We start from the raw sequence: 21,569 nt of genomic DNA on the forward strand, positions 1-21,569 counted from the left end.
CTCTTGTCCATAAAAAACGACGCCAGCTGGCGTCGTTTTTTTATCTCTGCAATCGGCGGATGGGCGATTAGCTGGCGTTCTGGCGCACCTCGGCGGCAATTTGGTCGAGCAACTGTTGCCAGCCCTGACCCAGTTCGTTCACCAGCGCGTTGTAGCCATCGGCCGGCAGCACCCGCTCCTGACGGAAGGGGGCATCGCGCAGCACGGTGCCATCTTCCGCCAGCAGGCGCCAGCGGCCGCTCAGCACGGCGCTGCCGTCATGACGGCCCTGAAAGCGCTCCACCAGAATGGTCAGCACCGGCCCCTTGCGGGCGCCATCCTGCCGCACCACCCAGCCCGGCAGGCGGGTGGAGAGGCCATTGAGGGTGAGCTGGTTGAGTTGATCGTCCAGCGCACCGGCCCAGCGATGGTACTCGGTGAAGTGCAGCTCTTGCCCTTCCAGCTGATAGACCAGGCTGATCCGATCGAGCTGGCTGGCCAGCGCCACCGGGCGCAGCACCAGCTGGTGCTGCGGTTGGGCCGGGGCCGTCACGGGTTGCTGGCTGTCGGCATCGAGCGAGTAGTAGTGCAGGCTTGGCTGGCTGCTGCAACCCGCCAGCAGGCCCAGCAGGGCCAGCGTCAGGATCTCTTTTTTCATTGTTTGCCTCGCTTGGGCTCAGGGTCCGATGGATGCGCGCGATCGAAGATCAGCGAGCTGGGCTGCTCGTTGAGGGAGTGCACCAGCGGCTGCAGTTCGCGCATCAACTGATTGAGGGTCTGCACCGACTGACGCAGGTCCTGATTGGTCTGCGACTGGGCATCATAGGCCTGCAAGGTCTCCTGCAACTGCTTGAGGCTCTCGTTGAGCGAGGCGGGCAGCTGCTGGGTAGAATCCTTGGCGGTGAGCTTGTTCAGGTTGGCGCTGACTGCACTGATGTTCTTCAGGGTGCCATCCAGGGTAGTCAGTGACCCGTTGACCTTGGTCAGGGTGGTTGCCATGTCCATGTCGACAAACTTGTCGAGGATGAGGTTCACCTTGCGCTCAATCTGATCCAGCCCGCCCTGCACGGTGGGGAAGACCTGATAACCGGCCAGCTTGGCCTGTTCGAAACGTGGCGCGTCCGGATAGAAGTTGAGATCGATGATCTTGCCGCCGGTCAGCAGGCTCGAGGTCTTGAGGCTGGCGCGCAACCCCTCCTTGAACTGCTTGCCGAACAGGGCACGCCACTGATCCTTCTCCGCCTTGGCATAGCGGTGGGAGAGGCGCTGTACCTCGATGCGGGCCAGCACCGGGATCTGGCGGCTCTTGAAGATCTGCACGCCCTTGTCCTCGATGAGGTAGGGGGCGGAGATGACGGTACCGACCCGAATGCCGCGATACTGCACCGCCGCGCCCGGGTGCAGGCCACCCACGTTGTCATCGAACAGGAAGACGTAGTCGATGAACTGATCCAGACTACCGGCCAGCACGCTCGCCTCATCCTGGAACAGGGTGAACCCTTCCATCTGTTTGACCGGTTCGCCAGGCGCCCAGCCGGGTGGCAGACCCATGGTGATGCCGCCATCGATCAGGCTCTCCAGCGAATCCATCTTCACCTTCATCCCCTCGCTGCTCATGGAGACCTCGAAGCCCGGGGTCATCCAGAAGCGGGAGTTGCTGCTCACCAGAATGTCATAGGGGGCGTGGATGAAGATTTGATACTGCATCTCGCTCTTTTCCGGCAGGAACTTCGCCTCTTCCACCTGACCTATGGTGAAGCCCTGATAGTTGATGGGGGAGCCTTCCCCCAGCGCGCGGGTGTCGCGGCTGCTGAGGGTGAGACGCAGCCCCTTGGCATCGAGGGAGGCGAGCGGCGGTTTGTCGAGCATGGCGTATTCATCCCGCGCCCGACCTTTCTTGCCGGGGGCGAGCTCGATATAGGCGCCGGAGAGCAGGGTGCTCAGACCCGATACCCCTTCACGGCCCACTCTGGGCTTGACCACCCAGAACTGGCTGTCACCGCGCAGCATGCCGGAGGCGGCATTGGTCAGCCGTCCTTTCAGCACGGCATGGCTGTAGTCATCACTCAGCTCGACGGCCTCGATACGGCCGACGTCCACTTCGCGGGAGCGGATCACCGTCTTGCCGGCGACTATGCCCTCGGCAGTGGCGACTGTCAGGGTGAAACTGGGGCCCTGGGAGTACCAGTGCTGGAACAGCATCCAGAGACCGATGAACAGCGCCAGCAGGGGCACCATCCAGATTGCGGCGGCAGAGCTCAGAAAGTCAGAGCCCGGTTTCCACCTTTTTTTACGCTCACTCACGTTCGCGTTCTCCTTGTTGTAAATCCCAGATCAGGCGGGAGTCGAAACTCATGGCGGCGACCATAGTGATCAGCACCACACCTGCAAATGCGACGGCCGCAGGGCCGGGATAGATGGTCATCAGATTGTCGAGCCGGATCAGGCCCGCCAGAATGGCCACCACGAAGACGTCGATCATCGACCAGCGTCCGACAAATTCGGTCATGCGATAGAGTTTGAGCTTGCCGAGGGGGGAGGTGACATTGCCGCGCTGCACCATATAGCAAAGCCAGAATAGCGCCAGTATTTTCACCAGCGGCACCACCACGCTGGCGAAAAAGATCACCGCCGCTATGGGGTAGGAGCCCATGGCCCAGAGCAGCACCACACCGCCGAGGATGGTGGAGGGGCTGTCATCACCGAGAAACACCGTATCCATGATGGGATAGACGTTGGCCGGAATGTAGAGAATGGCGGAGGTAAACAGCAGCGCCCAGGTGCGGTTCAGGCCGCCCGGCTTGCGGGCATGCAGCTTGCCGCCGCAGCGGGAGCAGCTGTGGCTGCCCACCTCGCTCAGAGCGCCACAGATATGGCAGCCCACCAGACCTGATTCCAGCGCGCCCGCTTCCGGGTCGATATCCCGCGCCTCGGTCGGGCCGAACAGCCGCTGCCACAGCCACATCTGATCCAGTGAGGAGATCATCTTGATGAGCAGCACGGTGTAACCGACGAAAGCCCAGAATGACAGCCCCATCTTGATGTCGGCCATCCCCATCAGCTTGACCAGCGAGATGAGCACCCCCACCAGAAAGACATCCACCATCAGCCAGGGTTTGATCCGGCAGAGCAGACGGCCGAGGGAGCGCAGGGCATTGCTGTGCAGATCTTTATCGATCCGCCACAGCACCAGCATGATGGAGCCCATATAAACCAGCGGCAGGCCGATCAGGGTCAGGCTCAGTACCGCGCCGAGAAACAGATAGCCCTCATCCACCAGGGTGGTGATGCTCTGCAAAAAGGTCATCTCCTGGCCCACCCCTTTGGCCGAGAAGGACATAAAGGTAAAGGCATTGGCGAGCACGAACATTATGAGTGCCGCGAACCCGTAGGAGATCGGCAGCAACTCCTGCTTTGGCAGGTGGCGACTCAAGGTGTGTCCGCAACGGGGGCAGCAACTGGCCTGTCCCACCTCGAGCGGTGTGGCCGGTATCAGCAGGTCACACTCTTCGCAGGCAGTGGCATCATGGACATAGGTGGTGTGGTGTTGGTGTGAAACCGGATGCAAGATAAAACCCCAGATAAGGCCCGTGGTAGAGCCAGAGCTGGCGATTATCGCAGTTGTGCCGGTCAGCGACCAGCCCCCGGAGGCCGCTATTGCTGGCGGGAGTGAGAATGACTTTGACAAGCCAGTGCCCATTTAGCACAATCAAACGCCACTTTTTTTCCGCGGGACAATAATTTATGACAACTGAATCCCCCAGCTACTCCACGATTGAGCAAGCCTTCTCCCTCGGGAACGGGCAAGATTCTGCCCTCAACTGGTTGCGCAAGAACCGCAGTCAGGTTGCTATTTTTCTGGTGAGCGGCATCAAGCTGGAAGGCACCATCAGCGGGTTCGACCAGTACAGCGTGCTGCTGACCGATGCTCATGGTAACCAGCAGCTGGTCTACAAGGCCAAGATCTCCACCATCGCCATGCACACCGGCCGTCCGCAGGTGAACATCCAGCGTGCTCGCAAGCCGCGTGTCTCCATGGCGCCGCGCCCCCACGGTGCGCCGGGTCGTTATGACGACAATCAGGGCGGCGGCAACAACGAGTAATCGTCTGCCCCGCACTCCTCGTTGACGCGCCCTGCGTCAGCGGCTGACGGAACCTGCTCTCATTTTCATTCATGTCCCGTATGAGAGCCGGTTCCGGTTATCGCCCCTTGCAGGGCGATATTTTTTCCGCACTACGCCGTTATGCCGACCGGTTTGCCTTCTTTGACCATGCAGGTCTGCATACCCGCCGCTTCTCCGGCCTGTACCCCGATACCGGTATCTTCAAACACCAGACAGCCTGATGGAGCGACCCCCAGCTTGCTGGCGACCAGCAGGAAGGTGTCCGGATTGGGCTTGTGCAACTCTACATCGTCTGCGGTGACCACCACGGAGAAGTAGCGATCCAGCCCGGTGTTGCGCAGCACTGCCTCGGCGTTTACGCGAGGCGAGCCGGTGCCGATCCCCATCGGGATGACGCCATGATAGCGCTCGACCAGCGCCTGCATGGCCGGAAAGACGGTCGCCTTGTGCAGGTTGGCCACATAGTGGGCGGTCTTGCAGCGGGTGACTTCGAGCGGATCGAGGGGGATCTGCTGCTCCTGTGCCACCAGCAGGGCTATCTTGCGGCTCGGCATGCCACCCAGTTCATAGAACCAGTCGGCATCGAAGCGAAAGCCAAACTCACGTGCGGTATGTTCCCAGGCGGCGAGGTGCAGCGGCATGGAGTCGACCAGGGTGCCATCAAGGTCAAAGACCAGGCCTTGGAATCCGGAAAGCGTCATGGTGCGGGTCAGTCTCTGAAAAAAGGGAGCCCATTCTAGCCAGTGGCTCTCCGCCTCGCCATCACCTAGCTGGTGAGAAACGCTTGCCCCCACATTTGTGACTGAAAATAGACGGGGGTGAGCTGGGCCGGATCGAGCTGATATTTGGGGGCAAGCTGTTCCAGCAGAGCCCAGTTGCCCTGTTCATAGGTGCTGACCAGCTGAAACAGATGAAATAGTGGCCCTTCATGCAGTTCGATGGCGCGCTGCACGCTCTTGGGCAGGTGGGCCATCAGCGGTTCCGACAGCAGGGAACCATCGAGCACCAGTCCCACCAGAAAAGCCCAGCTTGCCTCCGCTTTACCGAGGGCGGTGAGGGCAATCAACTCGCAGAAGCGGCCGCGGGCGATGGCCATGCGGGTGCAGGCCTCCGGCATGTGCTGGCTCACCCGGGCCAGACCGTTGATCAGTACGAACTTGCGGATCTCCTGCTCCCCCAGATAGGAGAGGGCGCGGGGCACCGAGGTGATGGGGGCGGCATGATCGAAGCCGGGGGCGTTGACGTAGGTGAGCAGCAGGCCGGGCAGCCAGGCATCCTGCTCCAGCAGGCGGGCTACCTGGGCGAAGGAGAACTCTTCGTGGCAGATGAGCTGGAGGATCTGCTGCACCAGCGCCATATCGGGCTGGTTGGCCCGCTGATTAACCAGCTCGGGACGGGCGAGAAAGCCGCCGGCAAAGAAGTCGACCCCCGCCTCCCGCAGCGGGAGAAAATCCGCCCAGGCTTCGATGTTCAGCGCCATCCGCTTGTGCTCGGTGGGCTGGCAGATCCCCTCTTCTCCCATCCAGTACACCAGCAGGCGGCTGGCACCGAGCCAGCGTGGATCCCGGTTGGCGCCGTGCACCGCCAGTCTGCGCCGACTGTCGCGCCACTGCTCCAGCACCGGGAACGAGTTGGGCTGGCGTTCGCTGGAGGCTTCAACCAGCGGGATCGCGTCCTGATCCAGCAGCAGGGGACGCTGTTCATCGAGCTGTTCGTGGGTGAAGGGCACCAGATATTGACGCCCCTGCGCCAGCAGGCGGCAATGTTGCGCCAGTGAAGGCCATTCGGCCGGTGAGCTTAGCTGATAGTCGATGCCGTAGGCCACCAGAGCCAGGCGACGATTGAAGATAGGGTAGCGACGCAACAGCATGGGATCACCGATAGGCCAGAGTGCGGGCCCTCCCTTGTGACTTGGCGTGGTAGAGCGCCTGGTCAGCCTGTTCAGTCAGGGTCTGCCATGCTCCGTCCTGGGAGGGAACCAGATAGCTAAAGCCTATGCTAACCGTAATGAAATCAGCAACCCGCGAGGCGGGATGGGGCATTTTCAAGCGGGCAAGACCATCGTGTATCCGTCCGGCCAGCTGTTCGGCCTCACCGGGTTGGGGGGCGCAGAGCAGAATGACGAACTCCTCCCCGCCGTAACGGGCGACCAGATTGGTGCAGCGTCGCTCTGCATCCCGCAGCACATGGGCCACCTGTTGCAGGCAGAGATCCCCCTTGGCATGGCCGAAGTGGTCGTTGTAGGCCTTGAACTCGTCGACGTCGATCATCAATACCGCCAGCAGGTTCTGGGTGCGTCGTGCCCACTCCCACTCCCGCTGCATGGTGATGTCCCACTGGCGCCGGTTGGCGATGCCGGTGAGGGGATCTTCCAGCGACAGCAGGGAGAGGCGGTGATTGGCCTCCTCCAGCGCACGGTTGGTCTCGGCCAGCTGCATGGTGCGCTCGGCGACCCGGGCCTCCAGCTGGCGGTTGAGGGTTTCCAGCTGCTCCTGAGTACGCTGGCGGATCAGCAGTTGTGACAGAATGGCGGCGTACTGTTTGAAGATCTCGCTCTGATAGGCCTTGAGCGGACGGTGCCAGAGCAGGTTGTCGGCGGCGATCCAGCCGATGGGGGTGGTGCCATCCCACAGCGATACCATGGCGTTCCAGCCACGGCCCACCTGCTGCTTCTCGTAGTAGAGAGGGGTATCTTCCATCACCAGCACGTAATCCTTGCGCCTGAGCGCCTCTTGCACCGTGGGGTGATCCGGAATGGGACTGATGAAGTTGTGTTCATCCATCAGCTCGCCCTCTTCGCTGGTGCCCCAGGTGCCGCGCATGGTCTTGCCATCGGGTTCGATCAGGAAGATGGCAACCCGATCGAACTGCAGCTCCTTGCGGGCCAGCAGCACGGCATCCCGCAGCAGATCGTTCTCGCTTCGACTGCGGGAGAGGGCGACGCTGACCATGTGCAGCGCCTGCAACATGGTGAGGAAGGCGCCTTGCAGTGCCTGACTCTGTACCAGATCGGTCTGGGTATGGAGCCGCTGGTCCCGCTCCTGATTGACCTGGCTGGAGAGCAGGTGATTGCTGAGCTCGGCAGTCAGATAGTGGATAAGGAGCTGGATGCCCTGACGCTGGTGGGAGGAGAGGCGGTCGATGCGGCGGCGGGTCTCCAGATAGATGACCCCTTCCAGTTTCATGTGACGCTTGAGAGGGAAACAGGCGCGTAACTGCGGCTGGGCGGGCTCCACATTTTCGCCGGGATCCGGCGGAGGCTGGAGTTGTTCGATCACCAGTTGTCCCTTCTCCATCGCCTTGTCGATCAGGTGGTGGGGCAGGGTCAGTTGACCTAGATGGGCGAGATCAAGCGTGGTCAGCCCGTGATCGAGCTGAAAGCTGTAGAGCTGCGGTTCGGGGGCTTTTAGCCAGAGGTAGAGGCGTTCGGCATCGGTCTTTTCACGGATGGTGGCGAGGCTCACTTCGCATAACTGAGCAAAGTTGGTGAAGTGTTCCGGGTCCCATTCCTGCATACCAATATCCCTTGGATTGTACCCAAGCGAGTATAGACATATTTCTCCTTGATTAATATGTCAGAAAGGAGAGGTGGCGCACATAATGGTTGCTTTAAGCTATTCTTGTGGAGATATTCACTGCGTTCTCTGCCAATCGTGGCTAGAACTGTGTGCCATGACGGTATATATGGCAGCTTGTAGGGCGGGATGCCGGGCAAAAAAAGCCCGCACGATGGCGGGCTCTCGGGCAGATCAGATGATTCTGCGCGGCTTATTCTGCCTTGGGGGCTGCCTCAGCGGGTGTTTCACTGCTATCGGCTGGCGCACTCTCGGCCGCCGGGGCTTCTGGTGCCGGGCCTGGTACCAGATCTACCGCCGGTTTGGCGATAAGAGAGCGGGTCTCTTCCACCGCTTCGGTCAGCTTCACCTCGATGATTTGGCCGAGTTCGTAGACCACCTCGGTCTTGTCCAGATAGACGCGGCCGTTGTCCCAGTTGCACTCCAGTCGATCCTTGTTGTCGAGGATGTGACGGGCAGGCATGAAGACCACTGCGCCGTTCTCCTGCAGACGCAGCTTGAGACCGGCACGCATCACGTCGATGATCTCGGCGTTGAATACCTGATCGGTGCCTGCCGCGGCTTTCAGGTAGCGAACATAGAGCCAGTCGCCGATGTCACGCTCCACCATGCGGTGCAGGCGGCGGCAGGCGGTCAGATGCTCGGTGAGCTCCTGACTCGGGCGCTCACCCGGGGTCTTGCCGGCGATGACGGCTTTGAGCAGACGATGGTTGACCATGTCGCCGTATTTACGGATCGGGGAGGTCCAGGTGGCGTAAGCATCCAGACCCAGACCGTAATGGGCGCCCGGTTCGGAGGACATCAGCGCATAGCTCTGGAAGCGGCGGATCTTGCCATCCAGCCAGCGGGTGTCGAGGTTGTCGATCCAGCGGCGCAGGGCGCAGAAGCCGGAGAGGCTGGCGATCTCGTCGCGCTCGAACGGGGCTTCGGCACTCTTCAGCAGGTCGATGGCGCCGTCGAGGGACTCTTCGTCAAAGCCGGTGTGAACGTTGAAGATGCCGTAACCGACGCTCTTGCCCAGCACGCGACCGGCACAGATGTTGGCGGCGATCATCGACTCTTCCACCATGCGGTTGGCGATGCGGCGCGGCTCGACGTGGATGGCCAGCACTTCGCCATTCTCGCCCAGCTCGAAGTCGTAGTCGGGACGATCCGGGAATACCAGCGCATGCTCGGTTCGCCACGCGATGCGCGCCTCGGTCATTGCCTTCATCAGCGGCAGCTGGGCCAGTACGCCTGCGTCGATGGACAGCTCTTTGCCATGCTCGGCCCAGTCGGAGACGTCGTCGTAGTTGAGACGGGCGTGGGAACAGATGCGGGCAGCGAAGAACTCGGTCTCCTCCAGCAGCAGACCATCTTCGGCGATCAGCAGACGGGCGCACAGGGTGTTGCGCTCCTCACCCTCTTTCAGGGAGCAGAGCTCGTCGGAGAGGGTGCGCGGGATCATCGGCACGTTGCGGCCCGGCATGTAGACGGTAAAGGCGCGCTGGGCGGCCTCTTTGTCCAGCTCGCTCCCTTCGGCCACATAGGCGGTCGGGTCGGCGATGGCAACCAGCAACTCCCAGCCGTTGTCCAGCTTGGTGATGGCCAGCGCATCGTCCATGTCCTTGGTCTTGGCACCATCGATGGTGAAGAAGGGCACCTTGGTCAGGTCACGACGGGGCAGCTCTTCCTCTTCGATGACCTTCCACTCCGGCAAATCAGCCGGCTCGACCTGGGCCAGATTGTGGCGCGCCAGCACCACCCACCAGGGCACATTGTGATCTTCCTGGGCGGCGATCTTCTGGATGATCTCGGCAGAGAAGTTGCCGTCGACCAGCGCATGGCGCTTGAGGGTAGCTACCACCCAGTCACCTTCCTTGAACTCTTTCTCATCCAGACCCTTCTTGACGCGGGCCTTGATGGCATCCTTGATCAGCGGGTGGTCGGCGACCACGTTGAGGCGGTCGCGGAACATCTTGACCCGAGCCACGAAGCGGGTGACGGACTGCTCCAGCAGGGTATCCGGCTCGGCCACTTCCTTCTCTTTTTCGGTGCGGATCAGGGCGGTCACCCGGTCACCGTGCATCACCTTCTTCATGTAGGGAGGCGGCACGAAATAGCTGGTCTTCTCATCGACTTCCAGAAAGCCGAAGCCCCGGTCCGAGGCGCGGATCACACCCTCTTTCTTCGGGATGTTTTCGCGGATTTGTTGCTTGAGCTGGGCCAGCAGCGGATTGTCTTGGAACATAAGTGAGGAACCTGAAGTGAAAACCTGGGTGGAGACCTGATGAAGGATCGCCCAGCACTATACGTTTTTAGCCCTGCAAAGCCAAGGTGAATGGCCGGCTCAGCGTGGTTTCAGCTGCGATCTGGCGTGGTCAATGAGTCGCAGGGAGAGCTGCTTGTGAACCCCTTTTTCCAGTACCCAGCGGTGCCAGTAGAGGCGTTCCGTCAGGACGTGGTCGGGACTGAGGTTGAGTAGTGACCCGCCAGCCAGCTGGCCTCTTATCTGCAATTCGGGGATCAGGCAGTAGGCCAGCCCCTGTTCTGCCATGGCGACGAAGGCCTCTGACGAGTGGACCGTATGGCAGGGATAACCGCCCGGCTCCAGCCCGAAGCGTTCTCTCATAAAGCTCACATGCATGTCATCGCGCTGATCGAACGCCACCGCCGGTGCCTTGGCCAGCGCCTCACGGGTCAGGCCGTGAGGGAAGTGGCGGGCTACGAAGGCGGGGCTGGCGGTGAGCAGGTAGTTCATCTCACCGAGCTCGTCGACGCAGCAACCCGCCAGCGGCTGGGGATGCAGGCTGACCGCACCAAAGGCCTGACCCTCGCGGACCTTGTCGAGAGTGCGGCTCTCGTCATCGACCAGCAGGTTGAGTTCGATGGGATGCTGTTTCAACAAGGGGGCAATGGCGGGCAGAAACCAGGTGGCCAGGCTGTCGGCGTTGACGGCGATGCTGATCCGGATTGGCCCCTGTGGCTGGTCGGGGGTCAGCTCCCCCGCCAGTTCGAGCTCGAGCTGATGTACCTGCCGATAGTGGGCCAGCAGTTTTTGGCCGAGTGGCGTGGCCTGCAGCGGTTGGCTGCGAATGAGTAGCGGCTCGGCAAACTGTTGCTCCAGCTGCTTGATCCGCTGGGAGATTGCCGACTGGGTGATATGGAGCGACTTGGCCGCCCGATCGAAGTTCTGTTCCTGCAGTACCGCATCCAGCGCCCGCAGCAGTTTGTAGTCCAGCTCTTTCATCTTCTCTCCCTTCCGTTGCCCAAGGGCTGACTCTACGTCACTCGGCAGGGGACAACAATGGGCGGTGGAAGGGGCGTTGCGCTGTGATATCTGACAGTGGTGGTCTGTCTTGTAAGGAAGGCATACTGCTAGAGACCGCAGGGGGCAGCCCTGCGGGGTCATAGCGATACAGCGATACGTTTATCCCGGGCCTGTTTTCCCGGGATTTTTTATATCTGGGCCGCTAACTCATGCGAGCGATAAGTGGCAGTTTGATAGTGTCCGATAAGTGGCTGCGAGACCGCCTGCGCGAAGCGCTCATCCAGATGGAAGCGGATGCCAACGCCCCTTACCGCCCCCAGATCGACCGCCTGACGATGACCGAGCCGCTCGATGGGCAGGCCAAGTCGGCGGAAGATGCGCTCCACCGGCAGGCTGACGACTGCGACCAGCTCGCGGATCCCTTGGGCATGGGCGAAGGCATAGACCTCGCGGAAGATGACACAAGTGAGTTCACTGACGCCATTGCTCATGCGCGGTGCGCGCTGGGCATCGATAGCCAGACGGGTGAGTTCCCAGACATCGGGGGTGCGTGGCGCGCTTTCACCGGCAAGGGCGGTGGGGAAGATGGTGGGCAGCATATAGGCATCGGCACAGTTGAGTAGACGAATACAGCCACACAGCCCTTGTTCGTCCTCGATCAGAACCCAATGGGTGTCTGGCGTGTCGAAGCTGTCACGCTCCAGGCCCCGATGAGACTCGACATCCCAGCCTAGCCGGTCGGAAAAGACGCGATTTCGAAAGCGATAGAGTTCATTCTCCACCTCGTTTCGTGGATGTTCTCTCAATTTTCCTTTAAAAACCAACATTATGGACCCTCTATCTTGCTATTCGCCGTTATAATCACATGTCTGGCCAAGGGGGCTTTCATATGAACAGAGACCAACTGCTTGAGTACCTCGAACATTTCACTTCGGTGACAGACGGCAATCGTCTGGCGGAACTGATCGGTCGCTTTACGCTCGGGATGGGCTATGACTACTATCGCTTCGCCCTGATCATCCCGATGTCGATGCAAAGGCCCAAGGTGGTGCTGTTCAACCAGTGCCCCGATTCCTGGGTGCAGGCCTATACCGAAAACAACATGCTTGCGTGCGATCCGGTGATCCGGCTGGCACGCAAGCAGACGCTGCCCATTTACTGGAACCGCCTCGATGAGCGGGCCAGTTTTCTGCAGGAGGGAACCATGGACGTGATGGGGTTGGCAGCCGAGTTCGGGTTGCGTAACGGCATCTCCTTCCCTCTGCACGGTGCAGCCGGGGAGAACGGTATTCTCTCCTTCATCACCTCCGAGCGGGCCTCGAGCGACCTGCTGCTGGAGTCCTCGCCGATCCTCTCCTGGATGTCCAATTACATCTTCGAGGCGGCCATTCGGGTGGTGCGTTTCAGCATGATGGACAGTGCGGGGAAAGACCCCTTGACCGAGCGCGAGACCGAGTGCCTGTTCTGGGCCAGCGAAGGGAAGACCTCTAGCGAGATCGCCTGCATCCTCGGGATCACGGAGCGCACGGTCAATTACCATCTCAATCAGGTCACCCGCAAAACCGGCTCAATGAACCGCTATCAGGCCATTGCCAAAGGGGTTAGTACGGGGCTGTTGCTGCCCAATCTGGAGCAAGTTGTGGTTACCAACTTCCCCAGATTGCTGCAGTAGGCTGAGCCCACAGGCGCAACAGATTCTCCTGCCGCACTCTGAGGGTCACAATTGTCAGATCCGGTAATTGACAAGGGCTGGAACAGCGGCTGGGTATGCCGGTTTTTATTAGCAAAATGAATCAATCAGTAAATCAATGAATTTCTAAGAAGGAACCGCCATCGCTATAGTGCCGCTCATTCATCATTTCGAACGGTACTCTCCATGATGCTCGCAACGACACTGCAAGGCTTCACCATCGGTCTGGCCATGATCATCCCCATCGGCGCCCAGAATGCCTTTGTGCTGAGTCGGGGCATCCATCGCAATCACCATCTGCTGACGGCCACGCTCTGCAGTTTCTGCGATCTCACCCTGATTGCTATCGGCGTATTTGGCGGGGCCAATGTGCTGGCCACCAGCCCCCTCGGCATGGCGCTGCTCACCTGGGGGGGCGTGCTGTTTCTCGGCTGGTTTGGTGGCCGTTCTCTGCTCAGTGCCTGGCGTGGTAAAGGGGAGGGGCTTGCCGAGTCTGCTCAGCAGATGGGCGCCAAAAGCGTGCTGGCGATGACGCTGGGAGTTACGCTGCTCAATCCTCACGTCTATCTCGATACATTGATGCTGCTTGGCTCCCTTGGCAGTCAGGTGAGCGAGTCCCTGCGTCCGGCCTTTGCTGCGGGGGCCATGCTGGCCTCGCTGGTGTGGTTCTACTCGCTGGCGCTGGGGGCTGCGGCACTGGCGCCCTGGTTGGCCCGCGGCCGGGTGCAGCAGGGGATCGATCTGCTGGTTGGCATCATCATGCTGAGCCTGGCTATGCAACTGGCCATAGGACGTTGAGGAAGTTAAGGCGGCAGGAATGGGCGAACGGTAACAAAAAGATGCCACTCACATGAGTGGCATCTTTGCTATTGGAGGGGCTCAGACTCTGAACTGGGAGAGCAGGCGCTGCTGCAGCAGGCTGGCCTGATGGAGCGAGGAGGCGAGCTGCAGGCACTCCTGTGCCTCCTGTTCGCCAGTTCTGGCTTGCAGACTGATACCGGAGACCTTGTCAGAGGAGTGGCTCAGGGTGTGTGACAGTTGACCTGTGGCTACGGCGACCTGCTGCACCATGTCGGCCAGCTGGTCGATGGCGCCTTCTACCTTGAACAGGATCTGCTTGGTGTTCTCGGAGTCCTGCATGCCGGACTCCACCGTCTTGAGGTTGCGCTGCATCATCAGGTAGGCGGTCTCGGTCTGCTGCTGGATACTGCTGATCACCTGGCTAATTTCGGCGCTTGATGTCGCGGTGCGATTGGCCAGGGTGCGCACCTCGTCCGCAACCACCGCAAAGCCACGCCCCATCTCCCCTGCGCGGGCCGCTTCGATGGCCGCATTGAGGGCCAGCAGGTTGGTCTGCTCCGAGATACCGCTGATGGTGGAGATGATCTGGCCAATCTGACCCGCCTGCTCCTTGAGGGAGTTGATGGCGATGGCACACTCGCTCACCTCTTGTACCACCCGTTGCATGCCCGCGCTGGCGGAGGCGACATACTGGCTACTCTCGGTGGTCAGCTGGCGCACCTCATTGGCATTGTGGGCCGCCATGCTGCAGTTGTCCGAGATACCGGTGGCGACCTGCACCATCTGTTCACTGTCGTGGTGCAGGGCCAGCGCATGTTCGGCGGTCTGGCGGCTGCTCTGGCTGATTGCCTCCACCCGGTTGACCGAGGTGTGAACGTGTTCGCTGATGTGCTGGTTGTTGTCCATGGTGGAGCTGATCATCTTCTGCAATTTCTCGATGAAACGATCCACGCTGTTTGCCAGCGAACCTATCTCGTCATCCCGTTGCAGGTTGATGCGGGCGTTGAGATCTCCCTCGCCGGCTGCGATATCCTGCATTCGTTTGTCTACTTGCAGCAGCGGGGTTACCAGCTTGCGGGTCAGCCAGAAGCCGCAGAGGGTGACCATGATCAGGCTCAGTAACAGGCCACCCAGCAGCAGGGTTCGGGTCTGGCTGATGATGCCGTTGAGCTGGGCCACCTGATCCTCGACGGTGGCATCGCCGCTCTCCTCGATGGCAACCAGCTGTTGTCGCAGCTCATCGGCACTGACCTCATAGGCGGACTGCTGGGCCTGATAGCTGCCGAGCGCATCGACCCACTGTCCCATCAGTTGCTGATGCTGGGCCAACAGGGCGCGATACTCTGCCGACAGTGTCTTGCCGGCAAATTCGCCGGTTCCCTCGATATCGAACAGCCCTGTGCCGAGCATGCTGTCGACCGCTTCGTGGTAGAAATCGGTCGCCTCTTTTAACTCGGCTTGGATCGCCTCTGTGACTCCTTGTCTGCGCATCTTCTCCAGCGCATAGAGTTGGCGCAAAAAGCCTATGTTGGACTCCATACCCCCGTCGGCCGCTTCCCAGCGAGTGGAGAGGCCGCTGTTCCAGCTGATGGTCTGGTCGGGGGATTGGGTCAGCGCCTCGACCGCCCCATCGCCGATCACCTCCAGCTGGGTCGAGAGGCGAGCCATCAGATCGGCGTTGTGATGCAGGGCCTGATCCACCTCTGTATAGGCGTGATAGAGCGCCAGCAGCTTCTCTTGTTGCTGTTGATAGTCCTGCTTGTGCTGTTCCATGGTGGCAAGGGCTGCACCATCAATGAGCTGCCCCTGGCTGACCCGGGCCAGCGCGTCATCGGTCGCCGCCTTGGCAGCATCGAGTTCGGCGCGATTGAGTAGGGTTCCGTTTTGCATCTTCTGAATCTGTAGCTGTTGGTTGCCCAGCTCTATGGAGCCCTCCATGGCACCGTCGGCGGTCTGCCAGGCGGCGCCCAATACGTAGGAGAGCAGATTGGCTAGCCGCTGGCTGCCATACCAGCCAACGACCCCCATGCCCAGCGTACAGCCGAGCAATATGGCAAGACCCAGATTGGAGGTGGTAACAATTTTCATGTGATGGCCTTCCTTGGTATCGACATTGGCACCAGTTTCGGTTCCGAACGGGTTTAGTGTAGTGGTTTATCCCCCGCTCGGGGGCCGGTGCGGCGCTGAAACATCCCGTGCACTGGCTGCACCCGATCAAGCATGGTGGAAAATGGGATAAAAAGCCTCTCTGACTAAGCGGGTGTTGCTGCCCTATGCTGGATACTTATCCAGTTATTCTTTATGCTATGAGCCAATTTACGAATAGTTGTATTGGTGAGGAGAGAGCCGTGATTGGTCGCTTGAGAGGCATTGTCATTGAAAAGCAGCCCCCCGAGGTCCTGCTGGAAGTGGGCGGGGTTGGCTATGAGGTGCAGATGCCGATGAGCTGCTTCTATGATTTGCCGGAGATCGGCAAGGAAGCGACCATCCATACTCACTTCGTGGTGCGGGAAGATGCCCAGCTGCTCTATGGTTTTAACCACAAACAGGAGCGGGCGCTGTTCCGCGAGTTGATCAAGACCAACGGAGTCGGCCCCAAGCTGGCGCTGGCTATTCTCTCCGGCATGACAGCTACCCAATTCGTGCTGAGTGTCGAACGTGAAGAGATAAGCTCTTTGGTCAAACTGCCGGGAGTCGGCAAGAAGACCGCCGAGCGGCTGGTGGTGGAGATGAAGGATCGACTCAAGGGGTGGGTCAGTCACGATCTCTTCTCCCCGGCCATGGTCACCTTGCCAGCCAGTGAGCCCGAATTGCGGGCACCTGATGTGACCGAAGAGGCGGCCAGTGCGCTGGTGGCCCTAGGTTACAAGCCGCAGCAGGCGAGTCAGATTGTCAGCAAGATCGCCAAAGAGGGGATGTCGGTGGAAGATATCATCCGTGAATCCCTGCGTAGCCTGGTGTGAGGTAGTTGATGATTGAAGCAGACCGCCTCATCTCGGCCAGTGCCGCCCGTGAGGATGACATTATTGACCGGGCTATCCGCCCCAAGAAGCTGGCTGATTACACCGGTCAGGATACCGTCTGCGAACAGATGGAGATCTTTATCGAAGCAGCCCGTCAGCGGGGGGAAGCGCTCGATCACCTGCTGATCTTCGGCCCGCCGGGTCTGGGCAAGACTACCCTTGCTAACATCGTCGCCAACGAGATGGGGGTCAATATCAAGACCACCTCCGGCCCGGTGCTGGAGAAAGCGGGGGATCTGGCCGCGCTGCTCACCAACCTCGAACCGAACGATGTGCTGTTCATCGATGAGATCCACCGTCTCAGCCCGGTGGTGGAAGAGGTGCTCTATCCGGCGATGGAGGATTACCAGCTCGACATCATGATCGGGGAGGGACCAGCGGCTCGCTCCATCAAGCTGGATCTGCCTCCCTTTACCCTGATTGGCGCTACCACCCGGGCCGGTTCACTCACCAGCCCGCTGCGGGATCGCTTCGGTATCGTCCAGCGGCTGGAGTTCTACAACGTCAAGGACCTGACCGATATCGTCTCCCGCAGTGCCCGTTGTCTGGGGCTCGACATGACGGAAGATGGTGCCATTGAGGTCGCCCGTCGCTCTCGCGGCACGCCGCGGATTGCTAACCGTTTGTTAAGGCGGGTGCGCGACTTTGCCCAGGTGAAATCCGATGGCCGGATCGACGGCCCCATTGCTGCTCGCGCCATGGACATGCTGGATGTCGATAACGAAGGTTTTGACTTCATGGACCGCAAGTTATTGTTGGCTGTGATAGACAAGTTTATGGGGGGCCCGGTGGGTCTCGATAATCTGGCCGCCGCGATCGGGGAAGAGAAAGATACTATCGAAGATGTGCTGGAGCCTTATCTGATCCAGCAAGGGTATCTGCAACGTACACCCAGAGGACGGATTGCGACCACACGAGCCTACGCTCATTTCGGTCTTCAGCGACCAGATGAGAAGTAAAAACAGTCGTTTGAACATGAAACCGCCGTCAAAGGCGGTTTTTTATTATCCGGGCAAAAAAAAGCCCACGGCGGATGCGGTGGGCAAAGACAATTCAGGATGGATGTTCACAGACAGTGAGTGCGTCTGGACACAGGCCGGAAAATAAACAGGTGAGCCGTCGCAAGCTCTCAGAGTCGGTTCAGTTGATAGAGCTGAACAAAGGAAAGCTTGTAGTAACGGATGGTTTTAGCAACAAACTTTTTCATCTTCGATTCCAATAGACAGGTTCAAATTGATCGTCGAATACGTACCGTGAACCCGGATTAACCGGCCTGTATCCAAGGGTATGCCCTCACTGCGAGGCGCATTGTAGGAGTTCGAATCGACCCCGGCAAACAAGAAAAATTGCACTCTTCAAATTAGTTTATCTAATGTCTTTATTGATGAAATTGGTTCGCATGAGTATGCATTCTTTGCAATTTTAAATTGAGTTTTCGAATCAGCTTGCCTGACTCGGATAACATGGAAAAAGGCGCGTCATTCACGCTTTTCAAATTAAACCGAGCGGCGGGATGTTAAATTCTTAAATTGATTTAAATCAATGTTTTACGCTTTATCGTGTTTTGTGATCTGGCTCGCGTCAATAATCGTGAAATAGATTAAAAATGCCTTTCAAAGCCATGTATGGCGGGTCCTTTTACATTGATTTCAATCAAATAAAGGTGATATAAAAACCCGGTCATCATGGGCGAGAATAAATTTAGGCTGATTGTTTTGGAATTGTTAAACATTAGCTTTATTTGTGTTCTCGTATTGCCTTGTTGTTAATGCCAGTGGTTGCTGAACGCGTTTTGTTGTGACACGTCCCAATAAGGCTCATTCGCTAACCTCCAACGGAAGCTTTGTGCTTAAAACTTAAAATAGCCGTGCCAATAATCGGTGAGGAAACATCATGATTGCTGAGCATGTGGTAGACCTATCGCGGTTCCAGTTCGCTGCGACGGCCCTTTATCACTTTTTGTTTGTACCCCTGACGCTGGGAATGGCCTTTCTCCTGGCGATCATGGAATCCGTCTATGTGATGACCAACAACACCATCTACCGGGACATGACCAAATTCTGGGGTAAGTTGTTTGGTATCAACTTTGCCTTGGGGGTTACCACAGGTCTGGCCATGGAGTTCCAGTTCGGGACGAACTGGGCTTACTACTCCCATTATGTCGGCGATATCTTCGGGGCCCCGCTGGCTATCGAAGGGCTGATGGCCTTCTTCCTGGAGTCCACCTTCGTCGGTATGTTCTTCTTTGGTTGGGATCGTCTGAGCAAGCATCAGCATCTGGCTGCCACCTGGTTGATGGCGCTGGGTACCAACCTCTCCGCCCTCTGGATCCTGGTCGCCAACGGCTGGATGCAGAACCCGGTCGGTGCCGAGTTCAACTTCGAATCCATGCGGATGGAGATGATGAGTTTCGCTGACGTGGTGCTCAACCCGGTTGCTCAGGTCAAGTTCGTCCACACTGTGGCGGCTGGTTATACCTGTGGCGCCATGTTTGTGCTGGGTATCTCCTCCTACTACCTGCTGAAGAATCGTGATGTGGCGTTCGCCCGTCGCTCTTTCGCCATTGCCGCCGCGTTCGGTATGGCTTCCATCGTGTCCGTGCTGATCCTCGGTGACGAATCCGGTTACGAGACAGGTGAAGTGCAGAAGGTGAAACTGGCCGCTATCGAAGCCGAGTGGGAAACTGAACCTGCTCCGGCCGCCTTTACCCTGTTCGGTATTCCGAATCAGGAAGAGATGCGCACCGACTACGCCATTAAGATCCCCTATGCGCTGGGCATTATCGCGACCCGTTCTCTGGACGGTCAGGTCACCGGTCTGAAGGATCTGAAGAGCGAGCACGAACTGCGCGTTCGTAACGGTATGACCGCTTACGACCTGCTGACCAAGCTGCAATCCGGTGACAAGTCTGACGAGACCCGCGCTCGTTTCGACGAAGTGAAGCAGGATCTGGGCTACGGTCTGCTGCTCAAGCGCTACACCAGCAACGTGACCGATGCTACCGACGAGCAGATTAAGGCCGCCGTGGATGACTCCATCCCGCAGGTTCTGCCGCTGTTCTTCGCCTTCCGCATCATGGTTGCCGTCGGCATGCTGATGCTGGTACTGATTGGTATGGCCTTCTATGACAGTGCCCGTCACCAGATCGGCAAGCGCAAGTGGCTGCTCAAGGGTCTGCTGTGGGGTATCCCGCTGCCGTGGATCGCGATCGAAGCTGGCTGGTTTGTCGCTGAGTATGGTCGCCAACCGTGGACCATTGCAGAGGTGTTGCCGACTTCCCTCTCTGCATCCAACCTGCCTGCAGCCGAGATCTGGTTCTCTCTGATCGGTATCTGCCTGTTCTATACCGTACTTCTGGTTATCGAGATGTACCTGATGTTCAAGTATGCCCGTCTTGGCCCCAGCAGCCTGAAGACTGGCAAGTATCACTTTGAACAGATCAAGGCATAAGGAGAGCGACCATGTTTGATTACGAAACTCTGCGTGTCATCTGGTGGGCTCTGGTCGGCGTACTGCTGATCGGTTTTGCCATCACTGACGGCTTCGACATGGGGGTAGGTGCACTGCTCCCGTTCGTCGGCAAGAAAGATGTCGAGCGCCGCGTGATGCTCAACACCATGGGACCGCACTGGGAAGGTAACCAGGTGTGGCTGGTCACTGCCGGTGGCGCCTTGTTCGCCGCCTGGCCGATGGTGTATGCCGCGACCTTCTCCGGCTTCTACATCGCCATGATCCTGACGCTGATGGCGCTGTTCCTGCGTCCGGTCGGTTTCAAGTACCGCTCCCTGCGTGCTGATGCCAAATGGCGCAGCAACTGGGACTGGGCCTTGTTCGCCGGCAGTGCGGTGCCGCCCATTGTCTTTGGCGTAGCCTTTGGCAACCTGTTGCAAGGCGTTCCGTTCGAGTTTAACCAGTTCATGATGTTGACCTATCACGGCAACTTCTTTGGCCTGCTTAACCCGTTCGGCATTCTGGCTGGTCTGGTGAGCCTGTTCATGCTGCTCACCCAGGGCGCAACCTGGTTGATGATGAAGACCGACGGTGAAGTGCTGGCGCGTTCCCGCACTGCCGCCATGATCTGCTCACTGCTGACCCTGGTGCTGTTTGCTGCCGCGGGTTGGTGGGTAAGCGGTATGGAAGGGTATGTCATCGTCAAGGCTGCCGCGACTGACGCAGTATCCAACCCGATGAACAAGGAAGTTGTCCTGCAGGCTGGTGCCTGGATGAACAACTACACCCTCTATCCGTGGATGGTGGCTGCCCCTGTACTGGGCCTGGCCATGAGCCTGCTGACTGCGCTGTTTGCCCGCATGAACATCGGCTGGCTGGCGTTTACCAGCTCCTCGCTGGCGATTGCCGGGGTCATCCTCACTGCCGGTTTCTCCATGTTCCCGTTCGTGATGCCCTCAAGCCTTGAGCCGTCACTGAGCCTGACCATGTGGGATGCTACCGCCTCTTTCAACACCTTGCAGGTGATGACTGTGGCTGCAGCGATCTTCGTACCGATTGTGCTGGGTTACACCATCTGGACTTACATCAAGATGTTTGGCCGGGTAACCAACAAGCACATCGAAGATAACCAACAATCTCTCTATTAAGAGGTGCGCTGACAATGTGGTATTTCACCTGGATCCTGGGGCTGTTGCTGGCCTGTGCATTTGGCATCATCAATGCGCTGTGGCTGGAACACACCGAGAACATGGATCGTCAGATCGATGAAAACAAGTGATCGACTCGCCAGGCTCGCCGCTCCACTGGAGCGGCAGCCGTGGCAGGGGTTGATGTTACTCGCGGCGGCCTTGTTGGCCGTCGCTATTTTACAGGCCCCCAATCTGATCGCGGCCAACACCAGCGAGCATGGTCTCTGGCTTGCTCCCTGGCTGATGTGGGCCGTCTGTTGTGGCGTACTTAACGGGCTCGGCTTTCATCTGAAAAGCCTGCCCGGACGTGTGCTGTTCAACCCCTGGCTCGCCTGGCCCAGTTTGTTGTATGGCCTCTGGCTGACACATTCATATTTCCTTTCATAAAAAACGGGGGGAGGCAGGATTTCCCTGTCTCCCCCTGCTTCTTTCCTATTCAGCCCTGCGCTATGATAGCCCCCCATCTGACTGTCGAATGGATCACAG

At 59.0% G+C, this 21,569-nt stretch carries 19 protein-coding genes; 9 read left to right on the plus strand and 10 right to left on the minus strand.

Annotated features, from left to right (window positions below):
- Window positions 1–67: 67 nt before the first annotated feature.
- Genes LRL22_RS14610 through LRL22_RS14620 form a run of 3 tightly spaced genes read right to left on the minus strand, consistent with a single transcriptional unit; the run spans window position 68 to window position 3,547 of the window.
- The gene (locus LRL22_RS14610) at window positions 68–637 is read right to left on the minus strand and encodes a PqiC family protein (RefSeq protein ID WP_019445716.1); all 570 of its coding nucleotides are present in this window, start codon (window positions 635–637) and stop codon (window positions 68–70) included.
- Window positions 634–2,283, minus strand: a complete 1,650-nt coding sequence (pqiB, locus tag LRL22_RS14615) for an intermembrane transport protein PqiB (protein ID WP_005335774.1) — start codon at window positions 2,281–2,283, stop codon at window positions 634–636. Before pqiB ends, LRL22_RS14610 begins: the two co-directional genes overlap by 4 nt.
- Complete coding sequence (locus LRL22_RS14620; protein WP_216960821.1) at window positions 2,276–3,547, minus strand: paraquat-inducible protein A; 1,272 nt, start codon at window positions 3,545–3,547, stop codon at window positions 2,276–2,278. The genes pqiB and LRL22_RS14620 overlap by 8 nt, the downstream gene beginning before the upstream one ends.
- 176 nt (window positions 3,548–3,723) lie before the next feature.
- Between LRL22_RS14620 and hfq the strand changes: the two genes are divergently transcribed.
- Window positions 3,724–4,083 carry an RNA chaperone Hfq gene (gene hfq, locus LRL22_RS14625; RefSeq protein ID WP_005335772.1) on the plus strand — a complete coding sequence of 120 codons (360 nt, stop codon included), beginning with the start codon at window positions 3,724–3,726 and terminating at the stop codon, window positions 4,081–4,083.
- A 131-nt stretch (window positions 4,084–4,214) separates the two neighbouring features.
- Here hfq and LRL22_RS14630 read toward each other — a convergent pair whose 3' ends face one another.
- From LRL22_RS14630 to LRL22_RS14655, 6 genes are all read right to left on the minus strand, one after another.
- Entirely contained in the window at window positions 4,215–4,805 is a 591-nt protein-coding gene (locus LRL22_RS14630; protein ID WP_270905676.1) for an HAD family hydrolase, read from the minus strand.
- A gap of 65 nt (window positions 4,806–4,870) precedes the next feature.
- Window positions 4,871–5,974, minus strand: a complete 1,104-nt coding sequence (locus tag LRL22_RS14635) for an EAL and HDOD domain-containing protein (protein WP_270905677.1) — start codon at window positions 5,972–5,974, stop codon at window positions 4,871–4,873.
- 4 nt (window positions 5,975–5,978) lie between these two features.
- On the minus strand, window positions 5,979–7,619 hold the full coding sequence (locus LRL22_RS14640) for a sensor domain-containing diguanylate cyclase (RefSeq protein WP_270905678.1): 1,641 nt from the start codon (window positions 7,617–7,619) through the stop codon (window positions 5,979–5,981).
- A gap of 253 nt (window positions 7,620–7,872) precedes the next feature.
- Window positions 7,873–9,909: an exoribonuclease II gene (locus LRL22_RS14645; protein ID WP_270905679.1), complete on the minus strand. Its 2,037-nt coding sequence runs from the start codon at window positions 9,907–9,909 to the stop codon at window positions 7,873–7,875.
- A 99-nt stretch (window positions 9,910–10,008) separates the two neighbouring features.
- Window positions 10,009–10,908 carry a LysR family transcriptional regulator ArgP gene (locus LRL22_RS14650; RefSeq protein WP_270905680.1) on the minus strand — a complete coding sequence of 300 codons (900 nt, stop codon included), beginning with the start codon at window positions 10,906–10,908 and terminating at the stop codon, window positions 10,009–10,011.
- Window positions 10,909–11,117: 209 nt separating this feature from the next.
- The gene (locus tag LRL22_RS14655; protein WP_270905681.1) at window positions 11,118–11,756 is read right to left on the minus strand and encodes an acyl-homoserine-lactone synthase; all 639 of its coding nucleotides are present in this window, start codon (window positions 11,754–11,756) and stop codon (window positions 11,118–11,120) included.
- Window positions 11,757–11,818: 62 nt separating this feature from the next.
- Between LRL22_RS14655 and LRL22_RS14660 the strand changes: the two genes are divergently transcribed.
- Together LRL22_RS14660 and lysE are read left to right on the plus strand one after the other, a co-directional pair.
- A complete protein-coding gene (locus tag LRL22_RS14660) occupies window positions 11,819–12,601 on the plus strand; it encodes a LuxR family transcriptional regulator (protein WP_139443503.1) in 783 nt (260 codons plus the stop codon).
- Between the two features lie 207 nt (window positions 12,602–12,808).
- On the plus strand, window positions 12,809–13,417 hold the full coding sequence (gene lysE / locus LRL22_RS14665; RefSeq protein ID WP_159159183.1) for an L-lysine exporter: 609 nt from the start codon (window positions 12,809–12,811) through the stop codon (window positions 13,415–13,417).
- An 81-nt stretch (window positions 13,418–13,498) separates the two neighbouring features.
- On the opposite strand, the gene LRL22_RS14670 is transcribed toward lysE, so the two are convergent.
- Entirely contained in the window at window positions 13,499–15,508 is a 2,010-nt protein-coding gene (locus LRL22_RS14670) for a methyl-accepting chemotaxis protein (RefSeq protein ID WP_270905682.1), read from the minus strand.
- A gap of 260 nt (window positions 15,509–15,768) precedes the next feature.
- On the opposite strand from LRL22_RS14670, the gene ruvA reads away from it, so the two are divergent.
- The 6 genes from ruvA (at window position 15,769) to LRL22_RS14700 (ending at window position 21,470) form a co-directional block, all read left to right on the plus strand.
- Window positions 15,769–16,383: a Holliday junction branch migration protein RuvA gene (gene ruvA, locus LRL22_RS14675; protein WP_005335746.1), complete on the plus strand. Its 615-nt coding sequence runs from the start codon at window positions 15,769–15,771 to the stop codon at window positions 16,381–16,383.
- A gap of 8 nt (window positions 16,384–16,391) precedes the next feature.
- Window positions 16,392–17,402, plus strand: coding sequence for a Holliday junction branch migration DNA helicase RuvB (gene ruvB, locus LRL22_RS14680; protein WP_005335744.1), 1,011 nt, complete (start codon window positions 16,392–16,394; stop codon window positions 17,400–17,402).
- Between the two features lie 934 nt (window positions 17,403–18,336).
- A complete protein-coding gene (locus tag LRL22_RS14685; RefSeq protein ID WP_005335743.1) occupies window positions 18,337–19,893 on the plus strand; it encodes a cytochrome ubiquinol oxidase subunit I in 1,557 nt (518 codons plus the stop codon).
- An 11-nt stretch (window positions 19,894–19,904) separates the two neighbouring features.
- Complete coding sequence (cydB, locus tag LRL22_RS14690; RefSeq protein WP_005335741.1) at window positions 19,905–21,041, plus strand: cytochrome d ubiquinol oxidase subunit II; 1,137 nt, start codon at window positions 19,905–19,907, stop codon at window positions 21,039–21,041.
- A gap of 14 nt (window positions 21,042–21,055) precedes the next feature.
- Window positions 21,056–21,172 (plus strand): cytochrome bd-I oxidase subunit CydX, encoded by a 117-nt coding sequence (gene cydX, locus LRL22_RS14695; protein WP_005304933.1) that lies wholly within the window; start codon window positions 21,056–21,058, stop codon window positions 21,170–21,172.
- The gene (locus LRL22_RS14700; protein WP_041202810.1) at window positions 21,159–21,470 is read left to right on the plus strand and encodes a cyd operon YbgE family protein; all 312 of its coding nucleotides are present in this window, start codon (window positions 21,159–21,161) and stop codon (window positions 21,468–21,470) included. The genes cydX and LRL22_RS14700 overlap by 14 nt, the downstream gene beginning before the upstream one ends.
- Window positions 21,471–21,569 lie beyond the last annotated feature (99 nt).

Source organism: Aeromonas sp. PI_26 (assembly GCF_027854445.1).
GTDB lineage: Bacteria > Pseudomonadota > Gammaproteobacteria > Enterobacterales > Aeromonadaceae > Aeromonas > Aeromonas veronii.